18 protein-coding genes are annotated in these 18,127 nt (G+C 29.5%); 4 read left to right on the forward strand and 14 right to left on the reverse strand.

What is annotated here, in order from left to right:
• Nucleotides 1–8: 8 nt before the first annotated feature.
• From WG950_RS07385 to WG950_RS07395, 3 genes are all read right to left on the reverse strand, one after another.
• A complete protein-coding gene (locus tag WG950_RS07385) occupies nt 9–386 on the reverse strand; it encodes a hypothetical protein (protein WP_340931347.1) in 378 nt (125 codons plus the stop codon).
• A 51-nt stretch (nt 387–437) separates the two neighbouring features.
• Nucleotides 438–1,490 carry a nucleoid-associated protein gene (locus WG950_RS07390; protein WP_340931349.1) on the reverse strand — a complete coding sequence of 351 codons (1,053 nt, stop codon included), beginning with the start codon at nt 1,488–1,490 and terminating at the stop codon, nt 438–440.
• A gap of 180 nt (nt 1,491–1,670) precedes the next feature.
• Nucleotides 1,671–2,270: a ribonuclease HII gene (locus WG950_RS07395; RefSeq protein ID WP_077811019.1), complete on the reverse strand. Its 600-nt coding sequence runs from the start codon at nt 2,268–2,270 to the stop codon at nt 1,671–1,673.
• Between the two features lie 157 nt (nt 2,271–2,427).
• Here WG950_RS07395 and WG950_RS07400 point away from each other — a divergent pair, with 157 nt between their 5' ends.
• Together WG950_RS07400 and WG950_RS07405 are read left to right on the forward strand one after the other, a co-directional pair.
• Nucleotides 2,428–4,380, forward strand: a complete 1,953-nt coding sequence (locus WG950_RS07400) for a putative porin (protein WP_340931353.1) — start codon at nt 2,428–2,430, stop codon at nt 4,378–4,380.
• 11 nt (nt 4,381–4,391) lie between these two features.
• A complete protein-coding gene (locus tag WG950_RS07405; protein ID WP_077811017.1) occupies nt 4,392–4,628 on the forward strand; it encodes a hypothetical protein in 237 nt (78 codons plus the stop codon).
• A 12-nt stretch (nt 4,629–4,640) separates the two neighbouring features.
• On the opposite strand, the gene WG950_RS07410 is transcribed toward WG950_RS07405, so the two are convergent.
• The 3 genes from WG950_RS07410 to WG950_RS07420 form a co-directional block, all read right to left on the reverse strand.
• Nucleotides 4,641–5,084: a GNAT family N-acetyltransferase gene (locus WG950_RS07410; protein ID WP_340931354.1), complete on the reverse strand. Its 444-nt coding sequence runs from the start codon at nt 5,082–5,084 to the stop codon at nt 4,641–4,643.
• A 10-nt stretch (nt 5,085–5,094) separates the two neighbouring features.
• Nucleotides 5,095–6,579, reverse strand: coding sequence for a Na+/H+ antiporter NhaC (gene nhaC, locus WG950_RS07415; protein WP_079738063.1), 1,485 nt, complete (start codon nt 6,577–6,579; stop codon nt 5,095–5,097).
• Nucleotides 6,580–6,740: 161 nt separating this feature from the next.
• Nucleotides 6,741–7,940: an aminotransferase class I/II-fold pyridoxal phosphate-dependent enzyme gene (locus WG950_RS07420; RefSeq protein WP_340931355.1), complete on the reverse strand. Its 1,200-nt coding sequence runs from the start codon at nt 7,938–7,940 to the stop codon at nt 6,741–6,743.
• 149 nt (nt 7,941–8,089) lie between these two features.
• On the opposite strand from WG950_RS07420, the gene WG950_RS07425 reads away from it, so the two are divergent.
• Both WG950_RS07425 and WG950_RS07430 read left to right on the forward strand, forming a co-directional pair.
• Nucleotides 8,090–8,545, forward strand: coding sequence for an Lrp/AsnC family transcriptional regulator (locus WG950_RS07425; RefSeq protein ID WP_079738061.1), 456 nt, complete (start codon nt 8,090–8,092; stop codon nt 8,543–8,545).
• Nucleotides 8,546–8,754: 209 nt separating this feature from the next.
• Entirely contained in the window at nt 8,755–9,174 is a 420-nt protein-coding gene (locus WG950_RS07430; RefSeq protein WP_340931357.1) for a CPBP family intramembrane glutamic endopeptidase, read from the forward strand.
• Nucleotides 9,175–9,237: 63 nt separating this feature from the next.
• Here WG950_RS07430 and WG950_RS07435 read toward each other — a convergent pair whose 3' ends face one another.
• From WG950_RS07435 to WG950_RS07470, 8 genes are all read right to left on the reverse strand, one after another.
• Entirely contained in the window at nt 9,238–11,199 is a 1,962-nt protein-coding gene (locus WG950_RS07435) for a DUF3857 domain-containing protein (protein ID WP_340931359.1), read from the reverse strand.
• A gap of 5 nt (nt 11,200–11,204) precedes the next feature.
• Nucleotides 11,205–13,115: a DUF3857 domain-containing protein gene (locus tag WG950_RS07440; protein WP_340931361.1), complete on the reverse strand. Its 1,911-nt coding sequence runs from the start codon at nt 13,113–13,115 to the stop codon at nt 11,205–11,207.
• Between the two features lie 92 nt (nt 13,116–13,207).
• Nucleotides 13,208–13,840 (reverse strand): YceI family protein, encoded by a 633-nt coding sequence (locus WG950_RS07445; RefSeq protein WP_079738058.1) that lies wholly within the window; start codon nt 13,838–13,840, stop codon nt 13,208–13,210.
• Between the two features lie 77 nt (nt 13,841–13,917).
• Nucleotides 13,918–14,631 carry a tRNA threonylcarbamoyladenosine dehydratase gene (locus WG950_RS07450; RefSeq protein WP_077811009.1) on the reverse strand — a complete coding sequence of 238 codons (714 nt, stop codon included), beginning with the start codon at nt 14,629–14,631 and terminating at the stop codon, nt 13,918–13,920.
• The gene (locus tag WG950_RS07455; protein ID WP_340931364.1) at nt 14,631–15,272 is read right to left on the reverse strand and encodes a TatD family hydrolase; all 642 of its coding nucleotides are present in this window, start codon (nt 15,270–15,272) and stop codon (nt 14,631–14,633) included. The genes WG950_RS07450 and WG950_RS07455 overlap by 1 nt, the downstream gene beginning before the upstream one ends.
• 5 nt (nt 15,273–15,277) lie before the next feature.
• Nucleotides 15,278–15,730 carry a D-aminoacyl-tRNA deacylase gene (gene dtd, locus WG950_RS07460; RefSeq protein WP_340931366.1) on the reverse strand — a complete coding sequence of 151 codons (453 nt, stop codon included), beginning with the start codon at nt 15,728–15,730 and terminating at the stop codon, nt 15,278–15,280.
• Between the two features lie 24 nt (nt 15,731–15,754).
• On the reverse strand, nt 15,755–16,720 hold the full coding sequence (gene rsgA, locus WG950_RS07465; RefSeq protein WP_340931368.1) for a ribosome small subunit-dependent GTPase A: 966 nt from the start codon (nt 16,718–16,720) through the stop codon (nt 15,755–15,757).
• Between the two features lie 320 nt (nt 16,721–17,040).
• Nucleotides 17,041–18,123: a bifunctional 3-deoxy-7-phosphoheptulonate synthase/chorismate mutase type II gene (locus WG950_RS07470; protein ID WP_077811004.1), complete on the reverse strand. Its 1,083-nt coding sequence runs from the start codon at nt 18,121–18,123 to the stop codon at nt 17,041–17,043.
• Nucleotides 18,124–18,127 lie beyond the last annotated feature (4 nt).

The raw sequence follows: 18,127 nt of genomic DNA on the forward strand, positions 1-18,127 counted from the left end.
AAAATTAATTACATCTCTTTATCTAAGTCTTTGTTTAAAGACTCGACAATAGCTTGTTCTGTTTTTTGAATTATTTCTTTAATAATTAGCGTAAATTCTTCTAAAGTTTTTTCTTTAAAGTTAAAATACGGATCGTTAATATGATCAAATACATCTTTAACTTGGTGCTCTGCAATTAAAGAGTGTTTTGTATTGTCTGCAAACAAACGAACACAAAAACACTCTTCTAAATACCTATCAGTTTTCCAATTTATAGACCAAAATAGTTTTGGCTCGTGTATTTTTAACTGAAAATCTTTATTTGTATTACTTTTATTTAATTGTAAAACCAATTTTTTAAATTCAGTAGATAAATTAGACGCAAGTATGTTTTTCTTATCATTCATTGGTTCTCTTATTTATCTAGAAATTTAACAAATACAAACATTTTACAAATTTTACTTTTCTTCGTTAAAGTACACTTTGTAATATTTCATTTTTTTCTCTTCGTCGTAACCTCTTTCTATATATTCTGATGCTGCTTCTGGCGCATCTACATCTAATTTAATATTGATGTTAGTATCTAATTTTATTTCTGTTTTAAGTTTGCTTTTTTCTTTCTTTAAAACAACCCCAGAAACATCAAAATTATTTCTTATTAATACATCGTTTAAATTTTCGAAGTGTTTTTTGTAATCATCAAACTGCTCTTTGTGTTTTTCATCTGTAAAAACTTCGTCTTTAAAAGTAGCATAATCTACAGATTCATTTTCTTTGAAATAATCTACAGTATTTGCAAGAAAATTACCTTGCTGCTGCATACCTAATTCTGGTTTTATTACTTCTTCTGAAAACTCTTTACACATTTCTAAATAACTTTGCGTGTGCGAATTGTAATCGTCTGCAAGTTTTACATTTAAGAAATTATTGATCCAATATTGAGCATCGTAATTATGATTGTCTACAGAAAAAACCACGGTTCCTTCGGCGTCTGCAGTGTTTAAAACTAAACAACCTTTGTCTATTCTTTTTGTAGAAATTCCTTTTTGTACAACTACATCAAAACTCTCGTTATCGTCTAAATAGGTTTGAAAAAAGTCTACTTTATTTTCTATCTTAAAAACACCTACAGCTTCTGTTAAAACATCTTTATATTCTATACCTTCTATAAAAACTACAATAACGTCTCCTGTTTTTATTTGTGCCGAATTAGATTGTTCGAATAAATGATTTACAATACTTTTAGAGTAATCTACAAAAGCAGCTTCTTCTTTAAAAATTTCTGATGTAAAGTTATTTAAAGGATCTAAACGTGCATCTTCATGATTTACAAAACGATAACTTTGGGTTAAATTACCAAATGGTTTCATTAAGAAATTCTTCATTAAATCGTAACTTTCTTGATCGAAACGAATTAAGTCTTCTGAGAAAACATTTTGACCGCTATTAAATTTATTTGCTACTTTATGAAGAATGCATTTTGTAATTTCTGCTCTTGTTTTTTTAATCATCACTTAAATTTTGGAGCGTAAAAATAGAAAAACTTTGCCTATGATTAAGATATAAATTACGTTTCTGCAAAAAATTAGTTGGCAAAAATTCTTAGCCCTGATTGAGTGGCGTGTTTGAGCTCTTTTTTGTTTTTCTCAAAAAAAGCGAGTAACGAAAGCAGGAAATAGCTTCTAAAAAAATTAAAGATCTAATTTTATTTGTTCTGGCAGAAGTTTGAACGTTTTTCTGTGGTAATTTGTAGCGCCAAATTCTCTAATTGCATTTCTGTGCTCTTTGGTAGGATAGCCCTTGTTTTTTTGCCAATTATACATAGGAAATTCTTTATGAATTTTTGCCATATAATCGTCTCTATAGGTTTTTGCTAAAACAGATGCTGCTGCAATACTTAGGTATTTAGAATCTCCTTTTACAATTGTTTTATGCGGAATTTCTTTATAGTTTTTAAACTTGTTGCCGTCTACAATAATAAACTCTGGTGTAATATTTAGTTTTTCGATTGCTCTGTGCATACCTGTTATAGATGCTTGAAGCACGTTAATTTTATCGACTTCTTCTTGCCAAACAAAAGAAACGCCAAAAGCAATTGCATGTTGCTCTATAAACGGTCTTACTTCTTCTCTTTTTTTTTCTGATAATTGCTTTGAGTCATTTAAAAAAGGATGCGAAAAATTATCTGGTAAAATAACTGCCGCAGCAACTACTGGACCAGATAAACAACCTCTACCAGCTTCGTCTGTACCTGCTTCTAGGGCAAAACCACTATAATTAAGTTCTAACATAATGCAAAGAAAAGCAATTTTATTTTAGCTTTTTAAAAGAATGGTTTACTAGATTTTTATTGTTAAAAAAGTTATTTGGTAATTAACGTTTATAGAGATAATTAAACATTTAAATTTTCGTTTAATTATTTTACATTTGTTCACGAAGAAATTCTATATGAAAAGTAACATAATTTTCTCTTTTTTAATCTGTTTTTTACTAACTCAAAATCTATTTTCACAAGGTTTTGGACAAGGTGGTTTAAACGGAAACGCAGTTATATTAAGAGATTCTACAAATACAAGCCCAATTAATGTAACTTTATCGGGCAAAACAAAGTATACAGATTATAAGATTTTTTCTCATAAGAAAGACACCACTTATATTGATACTACATTAACGTTACAGAAAGAATATAAGTTTAATTACCTTAGAAAAGATTTATTTGAGTTTATAGAATTTCATAATCAAGGACAAACTTTAAATAATTTAGGTTATTCTTTTGATAACATTTACAGGTTTCCAGACCTTGGTTTTACCGCAAAACAAATAAGCTATTTAGATATAGACGATATTAAATATTACGAAGTACCAACACCAACTACAGAAATACTTTATAGAACTGGTTTGCAACAAGGGCAAGTTTTAGACGCGCTTTTTACACTAAACTTCTCTAAGAGATTAAATGTTTCTTTGTCTTACAAAGGCCTTAGATCTTTAGGTGCTTACAGGCAAGCATTGGTTAGTAATGGTAATTTTAGAGGTGCTTTTCATTACACAACAAAGCAAAATCAATACGAAATTAGAGGGCATTTAACAACACAAGATTTTTATCATCAAGAAAACGGTGGTTTAACAACGGCTTCTTTAGAAAATTTTATTACTGATGATGAAAATTTTCAAACAAGAGCTCGTTTAGACGTTAATTTAACCAATTCTGAAAGCGAGTTTGATGGCAATCGAGTGTATGTAGAACACAGTTATAAGCTCATTTCTAGCAAAGACTCTGTAAACAATAAAGATTTTAGCAATTTAAAAATCGGCCATGTTTTTACCAATGAAAATAAAAGTTACGAGTTTATACAAAATACATTAACAGAAGATTTTTTTGGTAGTGCAAGCTCTTCTAATCCTGATGACAAAAAAGCAATTAGCAAACTCACAAACAACCAATTAAATTTAGAATTTAACTCTAAATATGTTTTGGGTAAGTTTAAAGCGAAAGCAGAACTAACTAATTATTCTTATGGTTATGACACCATTTTAAACAGTAATAGTAACATCAATAAATTAAAAATAGAAGGTAACGCTATTTCTTTTGGTGCAGATTGGAATGCTAAAATTAAAAACTTTAAACTAAATGCAGATGCTTCTGTAACACCGGGTAACGGTAGACTTTCTGGTAATTATTTAAAAGGGGAAGCTGTTTTTGAACAAGATAGTATTTTTCGTGTGAAAGGAACCTTATTATTAAGCTCTAAATCGCCAAATTTTAACACATTATTGCATCAAAGTGAATATGATGCTTACAATTGGCAAAACGACTTTAGTAATGTAAACACAAGAGATTTAGGTTTTGATTTTGCTTCTAAATGGGGTAATGCCTCTTTAAACTTTACCAACATAGACAATTACACTTATTTTGATGAAGATAGCAAACCACAACAATTTGCAAATCAAATTACCTATCTTAAAGTAAAGGCTAACAGAGAGTTTAAGCTTGGTAAATTCGCTTTAGACAATACATTAATGTATCAAAATGTTACAAGCGGAAGTTCTGTTTTTAGAGTGCCAGAATTTGTTACTAGAAACACTTTTTATTACACAGATTATTGGTTTAAGGGTAAACCAATGTTGGTAAATATTGGTATTACTTTTAAATACTTTACAAAGTATAATGCAAATGCTTACAATCCGCTTTTAGCAGAATTTAGACTGCAGAATGATGAACAAATAGGTTTTCCTACTTTTGATGTATTTTTTAATGCTCAAGTAAGAAGAACTCGTTTGTATTTAAAAGTTGACAATGCAACGTCTAGTTTTACCGATAAAAACTATTTTTCTGCACCTAATTATCCGTATAGAGACTTTACTGTTCGTTTTGGTTTGGTTTGGAATTGGTTTATTTAATATAAGTATTGATGAAAAGCCAACTTAAAAACAATTGGAAACTTTTTCTTTTAGCTAGTTTAACATTAGGTTTAGCTCCTTTTAATCCGCCACATATTTGGGGGAAATTACAATGGATTTTAGGTGGAAATGCATTTTCTTCTGACACGGGAATGCAAGCTAAAGATTGGTTTGACGTACTTTTACACGGAACACCGTGGATTTTATTGATAATTTCTGGTGTTTTAAATATTCCGAAGAAAAAATAGCTTTTCGTATTTTTAACGAAGTTGTAATTCCATTTTTGGTAATAATCTCCCTGGAATACTACTTTTTATGTTATCAATAACTTTAAAACCATATTTAGTATAAAATGCTTCTGCATTAGGATCTGATAAAACTTGTAGTCTTTTTGCCTTTTTAGAAATAGCTATTGCATGAAGTAATAATTGATGACCGATTCCTTTTTTAATATAATTTGGATCAATGAACAAAAACTCTAAAATATATACATCTAAATTAGAACTATTTAAAACGTAAAAACCTACAATTTTAGAATCCAATACATATTTACAAATATAATTTTCATCAAAAATTTTAGGTGTAATTGTTAAGTCTTCTCTCCAAGTTTCTAAATCATCATTAGAATAACCCCAAACTGCTTTAGATTGCATTGCAATTTCTGATAACCTTTCAGCATCAGAAATAATGGCTTTTACAATCATGTTTTAAAGTCTATTTTTTAACTAATTGTTTAATTTTGATGTTAAATGCAGCAAATAACAACGTCATAAAAGGACTTAACCAATTAAAAATTGCAAAGAAAAAGTATTCTGCTACAGAAACACCCAAAACACCAGATTGGTATGCACCACAGGTATTCCAAGGAATTAAAACAGACGTTACAGTACCAGAGTCTTCTAAAGTTCTACTTAAATTTTCTGGCGCTAAACCTTTTTCTTCGTAAGCTTTTTTAAACATTTTACCAGGAACCACAATTGCTAAATATTGATCTGAAGCTGTAACATTTAAAGCCAAACAACTTGCTACTGTACTCGCAAAAAGTCCGAAAACAGAAGAAGCCAAACTCAATAACGCTTTGCTAATTCTAGACAAAGCACCTATTGCATCCATTACGCCACCAAAAACCATTGCACAAATTATTAACCAAATAGTTCCTAACATTCCGCTCATTCCGCCGGCAGTAAATAAATCATTTAACTCGGCACTTGTAGTTTCTACCGCAGAATCTACAGTAATTGCGTTCATAACACCTTTATAAGCCGAGTTAAACGAAAGTGTATCTGCACCTGCAACATTTAAAACAATTTCTGGCTGTGCAATAACTGCTACAACACCAGCTAGAAGTGTACCAACCAATAGTGCAATTAAAGGTTCTGTTTTTTTAACAATCATAAAAATTACAATTGCTGGCACAATAAAAAGCCAAGGCGAAATATTAAAAGCTGCATCTATTGCCATTAACTTATCTGACACATCTGGAGACCCTGTAGTTTCTATAGAAAAACCAATAATAATAAACACCAAAAGTGTTACCAAAATTGTTGGTACCGTTGTTAAAGACATGTATTTAATATGAGAAAACAAATCTCCACCAGCCATTGTTGGTGCCAAGTTTGTTGTATCTGATAATGGTGACATTTTATCACCAAAATAAGCACCCGATAATACAGCACCTGCAGTCATACCTGCAGAAATACCTAATGTGTTACCAATACCTATTAAAGCAATACCAACCGTTGCAGAGGTTGTCCAAGAACTACCTGTTGCAATAGAAATTATTGCACAAATTATTACAGAAGCTGCTAAAAATATCGTCGGATTTAAGATTTGTAATCCGTAATAAATCATAGAAGGAATAATACCACTTATTAACCAAGTTCCTGCCAAAGCACCAACCATTAATAAAATTAGAATAGCACCCGAAGTAGATTTTACATTTTCTGCAACCTCTTCTATCATTTGTTTGTAAGACACTTTATTTTTGAAACCAACTATAGCTGCAACTGCTGCACCTAATAATAATATAAATTGATTACTACCACTTAAAGCATCATCACCATACACATAAAAAACATTATAAAACAACATGCCCACCAAAGCAAAAACAGGTATTAAAGCTTCCCAAATATTGAGTTCTTTATTTTCTATAATGTTTTCGTCTTGAGGATTTGTTGGTTTGATATTTTGGCTTTCCATGTACTATAAATTTTGATGTGTAATGTTACGATTTTGTAAAGAATTACACAAATCTAAATTCTTGCTAAAACTGTAATTTAAAGCCTTTTTAAGATATTTTTTACTAATAAATTAAATTAGCTTTAATTACAGTTTACTATTTTAAAGAATTCGTTAAATATTTATAGAATACCAACTTCTTTCATACAGGTTTTCATCATTGCATATGTACGCTCGATATCATTATCTAAACCAATAGAAAAACGTATCAATCCGTCAGACAACCCCATTTCTTTTTGTTCTTCTTCGGGTATTTCTGATGATGTAGAGCTGCCTGGTGCAGAAAACAATGTTTTATAAAAACCTAAACTTACAGCCAAATACCCTAAGTTTTTGTGTTGCATCAACTCCATTAATTCATTCGCTTTTTCAAGAGAACCTGCATCAATAGTTAACATTCCACCAAAACCATATTCGGCATTCATCATGGACTTAAATAATTCATGTGACGAATGCGATTGTAAACCCGGATATACTGTTTTTAAGCCATCAGTCTCAAATTTATCAGCTAAAAAAGCAGCATTAAAGCTGTGTTGTTTCATTCTAATATGTAAAGTTCTTAAATTTTTAAGAATAGAAGAAGCTCTTAAACTATCCATAGTAGAACCTAGCAACATGCTTGCGCCATCATTTACGTTTCGTAAATCGTTAATAAAATCTTGCGTACCACAAACTACGCCACCAACAGTATCTGAAGAACCATTGATAAATTTTGTTAAACTATGTACTACAACATCTGCACCTAATTTAGCCGGAGAAATAGATAGTGGAGAAAATGTATTATCTACTACTAATTTTAAATTATACTTTTTTGCCAAAGCAGATAAACCTTCGATATCTGCAACCTCTAAAAGCGGATTACTTACAGATTCGCAATACAAAACCTTTGTTTTATCTGTAATTGCAGCTTCTACAACATCTAGCTTAGTGATATCTACAAATGAAGTATCTATACCTAATCTTGGTGTAAAGTTCTTTAAAAAAGCATACGTTCCGCCATAAATTGTTCTACTTGAAACAATGTGTTCTCCGGAGCCAACTAACTGCAATAAAACAGGAGTGATTGCTCCCATTCCGGATGCTGCTACATTTGCAGTTTCTGTACCTTCCATAGCCGCCAAAGCTTCTCCTAAATACAAATTACTTGGTGTAGAATGGCGAGAATATAAATAACATCCGTCTGCATTTCCTTCGAAAGTATCGAACATCGTTTTTGCTGATAGGAATGTATAAGTAGATGAATCTGAAATTGAAGGGTTAACGCCTCCAAACTCTCCGAAATATTGTAAATCTTGAATTTTATCTGCTGGATTGAATTTCATAAGTATAGTTTTATTTACACAAAAAGACGGTTTTTAAGAAATAAAAACAATTTAATATTCAAAATTTAGATTTTTTTTCTATTTTTAAATCAATTAGTAATTTTAATATCTAAAAAAAATTTAATTCATTTAAAATTTTAGAAAATTATATGTTAGACACGATAGACAAAAAACTTATAAATTTATTACAAGTAGATAGTAAACAAACTACCAAACAATTATCTTTACAACTAAATCTATCTATTACAGCTATTTATGAAAGAATAAAAAAACTAGAAAATCAAAATGTAATAGAAAAGTATGTTGCAATTGTAAATAAAAATAAAATTGATAAATCTTTTTTAGTGTTTTGCCATGTAAAATTAATTCAGCACTCTAAAGAATATGTACATACTTTTGAAAATGAAATTTTAAAATTAGAAGAAGTTTCCGAATGTTTTCATGTAAGTGGAGATTACGATTATATTTTAAAAATCTATGTTAAAGACATGGAAACTTATAGAAATTTTATGATAACAAAACTTACTGCTATCAAATACATTGGCAGTACGCATAGTACTTTTGCAATCGAGCAAGTTAAAAATACAACAGCTATAAATTTATAAATATGCAGACTAAAAACTACAAACTATTAGAGCTATTAATTTTATTTTTAATGATTCCTATTAGTTTTGTTTTTACTTATAATGCTATTATTAAACTTACAATTGGTCTGCTTGTTTTTTTTTACATTTTATACATTCTACTTAAAGTTGAAAACGTAAAATTAAGAATTTCGAAAAATATTGATTGGAGATTTTTTTGGAAATCAACCATGATAAAGCTGTTCTTGATAGCAATCATCACCTCTTTTTATGTTTACTTTACAGCTCCTAAAAACCTCTTTATAGTTGTTTTGAACAAACCACTTTTATGGATTTTAATACTTCTTTTTTATTCGGTTTTTTCTGTATACCCGCAAGAATTACTTTACCGAAATTTCTTTTTTAAACGCTATCTAGAATTGTTTAAAAATGAGAAATTATTTCTTTTTATAAATGCTTTTTTGTTTTCTCTTGCTCATTTACTATTTAAAAATACATTGGTTTTAATTTTAACTTTTATTGGAGGACTTCTATTTGCATACACCTACAATAAAACAAAATCTACCTTTTTAGTTAGTGTAGAACATAGTATTTATGGCTGCTGGCTATTTACTGTTGGCATGGGAAACATGTTAGGGTTTCCTTCTTAAAAAAACCATAAAAAAAGAAAACCCAAAACTTTCGTTTTGGGTTTATATAATTAACTTTTTAGCTTAAATTTTTATCAAAACAATTTTTTCAGTTTGCTTTTTCACTAAATCACCATAAAACTTTTTTAAACTTTCGTAATACTGCGGAGATACAATTGCTGTATTAAATTGCATACTACTAATCGTACTAATTTTACCTGCATTCTCTTGAATCTGATATTTAAAAACTCCTAAATTATCTGGTAAGCCAATCGCAAAACTTTCTGGTACAGCTTCAACCTTATAACCTTCGGGTATTTTAATTGAAACTACATTTTTCACTTTCCATGGTGTTGTAAAATCAACCGGAAACTTTCTTTCTTCTAATTTAAAAGGATTTCTACGTTCTGTTAAAAATAATAATGGTTCTATATATAATTTACCATTTATACTTTCTATCAATCCGTCGCTATTAAATTTTATAGTTCTTGTAGGTATCTTATAAATGTTTTTATCATTTAAAATTTTAATATCTTCTATTTCTACATTTGTTTTTTGCTCTAAACCTGTTACAACAGCTTCTTCTGTTAAGTGATTGTGGTTTTTTCTATAAGTTAAAGCACTTAAATTACTAAACTTTGTTCTGTAAAGACCGCTAATCATTAAATCATCAGAAATATTAACCATTATATTATTATCTTCTGTTGCGTGTTTTGTTGTAGCTAATTTTACCCAAGATGAGTTACCATCTTTTGTGATTCTTCTACCATTCCAATTCAATGCTCTTCTAGGTAAAATATTTGGCGTACTATATGGCTCTGTAGCATCAAGTAAAACTATACCTCCAGAATTTAGTTCTACAGCAGAAATAACATAATTAAAACCGTCTATTGTTGGAAAAAAAGGCACTCCGTTTGCCCTTGTACTTACTAAAACAGGGTCTGCATTTAAGCCAGAAGTACGCAACATAGATGTTAGCATTAAATTAATATCTGCAACATTACCTACTCTATCTTTAAAAGCTTTCCTTACACCTTTATCAGAATAAATACCATAATATTCATTCCATTTAACTCTTTGTTTAACAAAATTGTAAATATTCAATAATTTATCTACCTCTGTTTTACTTTCTGCTAAAATCTTATTTAAATCGTCTTTATAATAACTCGATTTTGACAACTCTCCTCCGAAGCTAGAAGATTTATAAATTTGCTTTGCGACTTGTTCCCAAGAGCTTGAGTAAGATTTAAAATCTCCACCGATACTAATAAAGTTTGTTTGAGTTAATTCGAATTTTAAACCAGATCTATAGTTTTTTACACTACTAACAAATGGTTCATCATTTTTTAAAGCCGGTATGTTTTCTTCCACGAAACTTGTAACTTCAATCTTATAATTGGTATCTCCAATCTTGCCGTTTTTAGAAGTTTTAATTTGTTTTACAGGATAATAACCAATTGTATTTTTCTTAAAAATATAATATTCTGGGATTTCTACACTGTAATCTAGTTTTTTAACTGGTATATGATACTGCAGTTTTAAATCTGATATTGATTGTACATAAGGCGAATAAACTTTATATCTTAACTCTATTATAGACCCCTCTTTAACTTTAGGCATGCTAATCTTTTTAACACTTCTAAATTTGCTAATATTTTCTGTAAAAATACTTTTGGTAGATAACTTTTCTTTTTCAATTTTATTACCATTTAAATTAAAAGTATATCCTTTAATAGAACTTACAGATTCACTTTCTCCAGATTCTGGTTTATAATAAACAACTTCTTTGGTTGCCATGTTAAAGCCTTCTTTATTATAAACCTTTATTCTTTCATGAAACTCTGTTACCAATTGAAAACCATTATTAGTTATATAATCATAATAAGTTCTTCTTTTTTTAAAGAGGTAAGCAGCATCTGCTGTAGAATCTAGAGGATAAAATTTTTCTTCTAGTTCTTCTTTACTCACTTTACCAAATTTATAATCTTGGGCAAGTATAGATAGTTGGGTTGTTAATAATAATAGTAGAGGTAATACTTTTTTCATTTTCATTAATTTTTATTTATTGCGATTCTTAAATTTTCATATTTGGCAATACTTCTTCTAAAAGTTCTGTAAGATTTATAATCTTCTTTAGAATAAGTACCTTCTTTTATAATTAGTGTTTTGTTATAGATAAAAGATTTTTCATTAATCTTTGTAAATGAAACTTTATACGTACCAAACTTTGAATTAATTATTTTTTCTGAAGGAAGCACGCTCAATACGTAATTTTCTGGCAAGGTTATTTTGTATGTGTCTTCGTCTTTATAGCCTCTATAAATTTTAAGTGGTAATTTTCTTTTTCGGTACCTTTTTGGCACATAATTATTTCTGTTGAATACATTTACTCTAAACAAATATTCAGATTGTGATGTAGATGCATAATTTTTTACATTTAAAATTATATCCTCTTCAAATATTATCTCTTTTTTATCATTCTTAAGCTTTACAGATTCTATATCAGTGTTATTATTATAAGACCAAATATTAGATTTATAAATTTTAATTAACTCTTCGTTCGTGTAAGAATCAAAATTTTGTTTATCATCATATTGTAATCCTTTTGAAACAATATTTAATGTAGCTTTTAAAGATCCATCTTTATTTAACTGAATATCAGCAGAAGTTACTTGTAAATTTTTTTCATCCTTATAAGAAGCTGTTCTTTTAATAACACCACCTTCTGGTGTTACAACTAGCACGTTTCTATCATGTGTAAAATCGCCTAAAAAACCAAAAGGCATATCTTGACTTGTACATTCTAACCAAACATCTTTATTTTTGGTAGGAATATTTAAAATCACATGATTTCCTTGTATAGATGTAAAATCTTTATCAATGTCCCTTTTCTCATCAGCATAAACAACTGTATAGTAAGATGTAACGCCAGCAACATTTAACAAAGCCTTTGTGTAATTGGTTAAACCCTTACAATCTCCATAACCGACTCTGTCTACTTCTTTCGCTGCTATTGGTTCCCAACCACCAATACCTACTTGTACACTTATGTATCTTGTTTTGTTTTGCATATATTGATACACTAGTTTTGCCTTTTCTATAGGATCTTCGATATCTTTTACTAAGTTTTTAATTATTGTAACTGTACTTTGGTCTAACGCATCTCTACCATTTAATAGTTTTGAATGCATCCATAACCCAAATTCTTGCCAATTCTTATAAGACCCTGGCACACCTTTTAAATAAAAATTATTTAATGCAATTAAAGCTTTTGGTAATATTTCTCTGTAATGAACTGCTGAATTTTCTTGTTTATAACCTGGTTGATTTTCTAGTGTAAAAAGTATTTCAGAATCATTTTCTAATTCTTTTACTGCAAAATCTTTAAAGTTTGTTTTTTTTGTTCTCCACGGAATTTTCTTTGGATTATTAATTTTATACGAACTTTTTTCGACTGAAACATAATAACCATTTATAGGTTGCCACCAAGGTATAAAACCCGTTGTTGATGTTTTATATTCGGATTCGAAAACAATTGTATAAGGATAAGATATTGGTGTATAATCTATGTATTTTACTCTAGAGTCTGAGTATAATGTACCGCCATCAACAGCACTTACATCTGTAAAATCTCTTTTTTTATACTTTTTGATTTCTGTACCATTAGCATCAAAAACTTTTACAGATAAATCTGTAATCTTTGTGTCTTCATCATAACCTTCTACTAATCTAGCATCTACATTACCTAATTTATTTAGAACAGTTACAACTTCTCTTATATGAACAGTCATTCTATCGAAATCTTCTATTGTAATTTCTATAGAATTATCTCTTACAACTGCATTTGCATTTTCTAATAAATTAACTGGTATAGATTGGTAAGAGTAATCAGTTTCTTGGGCCTTAATTATGTAAAAGGTAAAAAATAGGCAAATGAATGCCAGGTAAGAACTTTTTTTCATGCAACATTTTTTTATAGCGATGCAATATAAAAAGAAAACCCAAAACTTACGTTTTGGGTTTATAATTTTTTCGATTTAAAGTTTAAATCAAATTATGCTTTTGTGTTAACTGTAAAAGAAAACTCAATCATATCATCAATAAACTTATCTTTTAAGTTATCGAAGAATTTTTTAGAACCGTATTTTACATTAAAATCTGCTCTATCTACATTAAATTTTTCACTTTTAAATGTTGTTACATTTCCTTCTGTAGTTAACGTAGCAGGTATTGTTATACTTTTTGTAACATCTTTTACTGTTAAATTACCAGTTACAGCTAATTTACCTTCTGCTTCTTCTACATTAGTAATAACAAATTTAGACATTGGGTATGTTGCAACATCAAAAAAGTCTGGCGCAGATAAATGCCCAACTAATTTTGCACCACCTTCTGCATCTAAATCTTCGTTTTTCATAGAAGACATATCAACAACAAAAGTACCACCAACTAACTTACCTTCTTCTACGTTTAAAGAGCCTTCTTTTAACATAATTGTACCGTTGTGTGCACCTGTTGGCTTTGTACCTTTCCAAGTAATTACAGAACTAGCAACATCTACATTATTTAAATCTTGCGTAGCTTCTACTTTTACTTCTTCTTTAGCTTCTACTTTTTCTTTCTTTTCACTTTTACATGCAGTTAAAACTGATGCTACTAATACTAATGATAAAACTACTTTTTTCATATTACTTTAATTTAATTAGTTTAAAATATTTTCCATGGCAAATATACAACGCTTTTATTTTCCTTGGAAAATATTTTTTACTTTTTTATAATAAAATTAACAACATGTGCTGCTGCTTGCAAACCAAACGCTGCAGGCATAAAGCTTATTGTACCATAGTAAGATTTCTTAAAGTTGGTTCCGTCTGTAATTTTTACACTCTCCGGAATTTGAACTTCATCAGAAAAAACAGCTTTAACACCCTTATCTACCTTTCTTTCTTTTAGTCGTTTTCTTAAAACTCTTGCCATTGTACAATTTTTAGTTTTAGAAATATCTTTTACCTTAATTTTAGTTGCATCTAATTTACCACCGGCGCCCATAGAAGAAATAATTTTAACTTTTTTTCTTCTAGCTGCTACAATTAAATTAACTTTTGGTGTAATACTATCTATACAATCTAATACATAATCAAAATCTTTAGATACAATTTCATAAGCTCTTTCTGGAGATAAAAATTCTTGCAAAACTGTTAATTCTATAGTAGGATTGATATCTTTTAATCTTTCTGCTAAAACCGTTACTTTTGGCTTACCAATTGTAGAGTTTAAAGCTGGTAATTGTCTGTTTTTATTTGTTTCATCAAAAACATCACCATCTACAATTGTCATTTTATTTACACCTGCTCTAGCTATAAATTCTGCTGCATAAGAACCAACACCACCTAAACCAACTACTAAAATATTGGCATTTTTTAATTTTTCTAAACCTTCTTTTTGCACCAATAACTCCGTGCGCTCTAACCAACTCATTAAATAAATATATTTTTAAAATTTTGCTCTACTTGCTTTTGAAGTTCTGTTACTTCAATATTTTTAATTTCTGATGCTTTTTTGTAAACATCAAAAATAGTTACATCATTATTATCTGTTTCTAAAAGAATAGCGTTTAATGGCAATTTTTTAAAAACCTCTGCTACTTTATTTCTATTGATAATTGCCTTTCCAAAAGACAATATAATTCCGTTTTTAAGACAACTTTCTGCAAGTTGCAAGCTTTTATTAAATCCGTGAAGCACCCAAACCTGTTTAGGTTTTAATGTTTTTTTAAACTCAATTATTTCTTGATATGCTTTAACACAATGAATTATTAAAGGCTTTTTATATTTTTCTGACAATTGAATTTGTGTAACAAATACTTCTTTCTGAGTTTGAAAATTGACCTCTGTTAATTTATCTAAACCGCACTCTCCTATAGCTAAACAATTTTTATGCTGTATCTTTTCTTCTAAAACGGTAAATTCTGTATTAAGTGTTTTTACTTTAATAAACCAAGGATGAATACCAATTGAAAATGGATGCGAAAAATTTTCTGATACAGGAAATTTATTTACAACAGACAAAACATTTTCTTCTTTAGAAAAAGTATGCGTATGTGCATCGAAATAATTCATCAAAACTATTCTTTGTTTTTAGAATCTATGATAATTGTAACTGGACCATCATTTAAAAGTGCTACTTTCATGTCTGCACCAAACTCACCTGTTTGCACTTGTTTATCGATATTTTTTTGAAGAGTTTTTACAAAGTTTTCGTACAACGGAATTGCAACATCTGGTTTTGCAGCTTTAATATAACTTGGCCTATTTCCTTTTTTGGTCGAAGCATGTAAAGTAAACTGACTTACAACGATTACGTCGCCTTTAGCATCTAAAAGAGACTGATTCATTACACCGTTTTCATCATTAAAAATTCTAAGGTTTGTAACTTTACGCACTAACCAATTGATATCTTCTTGCGTGTCTTCGTTTACAATACCAACTAGAATTAAAAGTCCTTGGTTAATTGCTGCTACTTTAATTTTATTTATGGTTACACTTGCTTCTGTAACTCTTTGTATAACAACTTTCATAAGAATTTAAATTTTACAAAACAGCTATTCGTTGTCTTCTTCATTCCAAACATCTGTTCTAAAATGTTCTTTTTCTTCTTCTCCGTTTAATATTTGAAGGTAACTTTTATAGCGAGACCACGAAATTTCTTCATTTTCTAGAGCATCTTTTACCGCACATTGCGGCTCTTTAGTATGTATACAATTGTTAAATTTACAATCTTGCTTTAATGCAAAAAATTCAGGAAAATAATCGCCAAGTTCGTATTTGTCTATATCTACAACTCCAAAACCTTTAATTCCTGGTGTGTCTATAATTTTTGCATTGAAACTTAAATCGAACATTTCTGCAAATGTTGTAGTGTGTTTTCCTTGACTATGTTGATCGGAAATTTCTTTAGTTTTTAGGTCTAAAGTTGGTTCTACAGCATTTACTAATGTAGATTTACCAACACCAGAATGCCCAACAAACATAGATGTTTTGCCTAGCATTAATTCTTTTACTTGATCTACATTTTTGTTTTCGGTTGCAGAAACCTCTATACAAGTATAACCAATTGCTTGGTAAATGTCTTTTAAGTATAAAATTTCTGCTCTTTCTTCTATTTCGTACGAATCTATTTTATTAAAAACTAAAACGGTATCTATTCTGTAGGCTCTTGTAGAAACCAAAAAACGATCTATAAAAGTTGTGAAAGTGGGCGGATTATTAATTGTAATTAACAAAAAAACCTGATCTACATTAGCGGCAATAATATGTGTTTGCTTAGAAAGATTCACAGATTTTCTAACTATAAAGTTATCTCTGTCTAAAATCTTTTTAATAACACCTGTTTCTTCGTCTCCTTTTTTTTCGATATCGAATACAACATTGTCTCCTACGGCAATAGGATTGGTGCTTTTAATTCCTTTGATTCTAAACTTTCCTTTGATTCTACATTTATAAAAATCTCCTTCTGTAGATTTTACTTGATACCAACTTCCTGTAGATTTGTATACGATTCCTGTCATTAATACAAAGATGCAGAATTTTAAATTAATTTAGTTATCAGTTCTTATGATTTTCGAATTTATAAGATAATTGTATCGAGAACTTTAAGTTAAGTGTAAGTTTTTGATCTTTATTTTTAAATACTTAAGAATTTTAGATTGAATAAATCCATAAAAAAATCCTTCAAGTTTTTATGCTTGAAGGATTCTAATTTTTATGAACTTACTTTTATAGTTTGCGCTACGCGTTAAGGATTGAGTGGTTTGTTTGAGCTCTTTTTTGTTTTTTCTACAAAAAAAGCGAGCAACGAAAGCCTGACCCTTGTGGTAACGCCCAAAAACTATCCTTTAATAATTTTTTCTTGATGATTGATAGATTCTTGATGAATTGCTTTAAACATTTTTAAAACAAACTCTTCACTTAATCCTTTACTTTCACCTTCTAAAATCATGTTTCCTAAGATTTCGTTCCATCGTTTCGATTGTAAAACTGCAACGTTTTTATCTTTCTTTAAAGCACCAATTTGATCTGCAATTTTCATTCGTTTTCCTAAAGTTTCTACCAACTGGTTATCTACCACGTTAATTTGCGCTCTTAGGTTATCTAAACTGCTTTTGTATTCTGCTTCTGTGTTTGTTTCTTTTCTAATTTTTAGATCTTCCATGATTTGCTTTAACTTCGTTGGTGTAACTTGTTGTGCAGCATCTGACCATGCGTTATCTGGATCGAAATGTGTTTCTATCATTAAACCATCGAAGTTTAAATCTAAGGCAGTTTGAGAAACATCAAAAATCATTTCTCTGTTACCTGTAATATGAGATGGGTCGCAAATTAATGGTAAATCTGGAAATTTATTTTGAAACTCGATAGCAATTTGCCATTCTGGAACATTTCTATATTTTGTTTTTTCGTATGTAGAAAAACCTCTATGAATTGCTCCTAAATTTTTAATATCTGCTGTATACAAACGCTCGATACCACCTAACCATAAAGCCAAATCTGGGTTTATTGGGTTTTTTACTAAAACAATTTTATCTGTACCGTGTAAGGCATCTGCAATTTCTTGCATAATAAATGGTGATACAGCTGTTCTTGCACCAATCCAAAGTAAATCTACATCATGTTCTATGGCTAATTTACAGTGCGCTGCATTGGCAACTTCTGTACAGGTTTTCATGCCTGTTTGTTCTTTTACTTTTTTAAGCCAACCTAAACCTAATGCACCAACACCTTCAAAATTTCCTGGTCTTGTTCTAGGTTTCCAAATTCCTGCTCTATAATAGTTTACATCAGAATCTTTTAATTCGTGTGCGATTTTTAAAACCTGTTCTTCGGTTTCTGCACTACAAGGCCCTGCTATTACTAGTGGATGATCTAGTTTCATATCATCCAACCATGTTCTTAATTCTTTTGTATTCTTCATTGTT

Origin of the sequence: Polaribacter marinaquae, from assembly GCF_038019025.1 — a bacterium.
Classification (GTDB): Bacteria; Bacteroidota; Bacteroidia; order Flavobacteriales; family Flavobacteriaceae; genus Polaribacter; species Polaribacter marinaquae.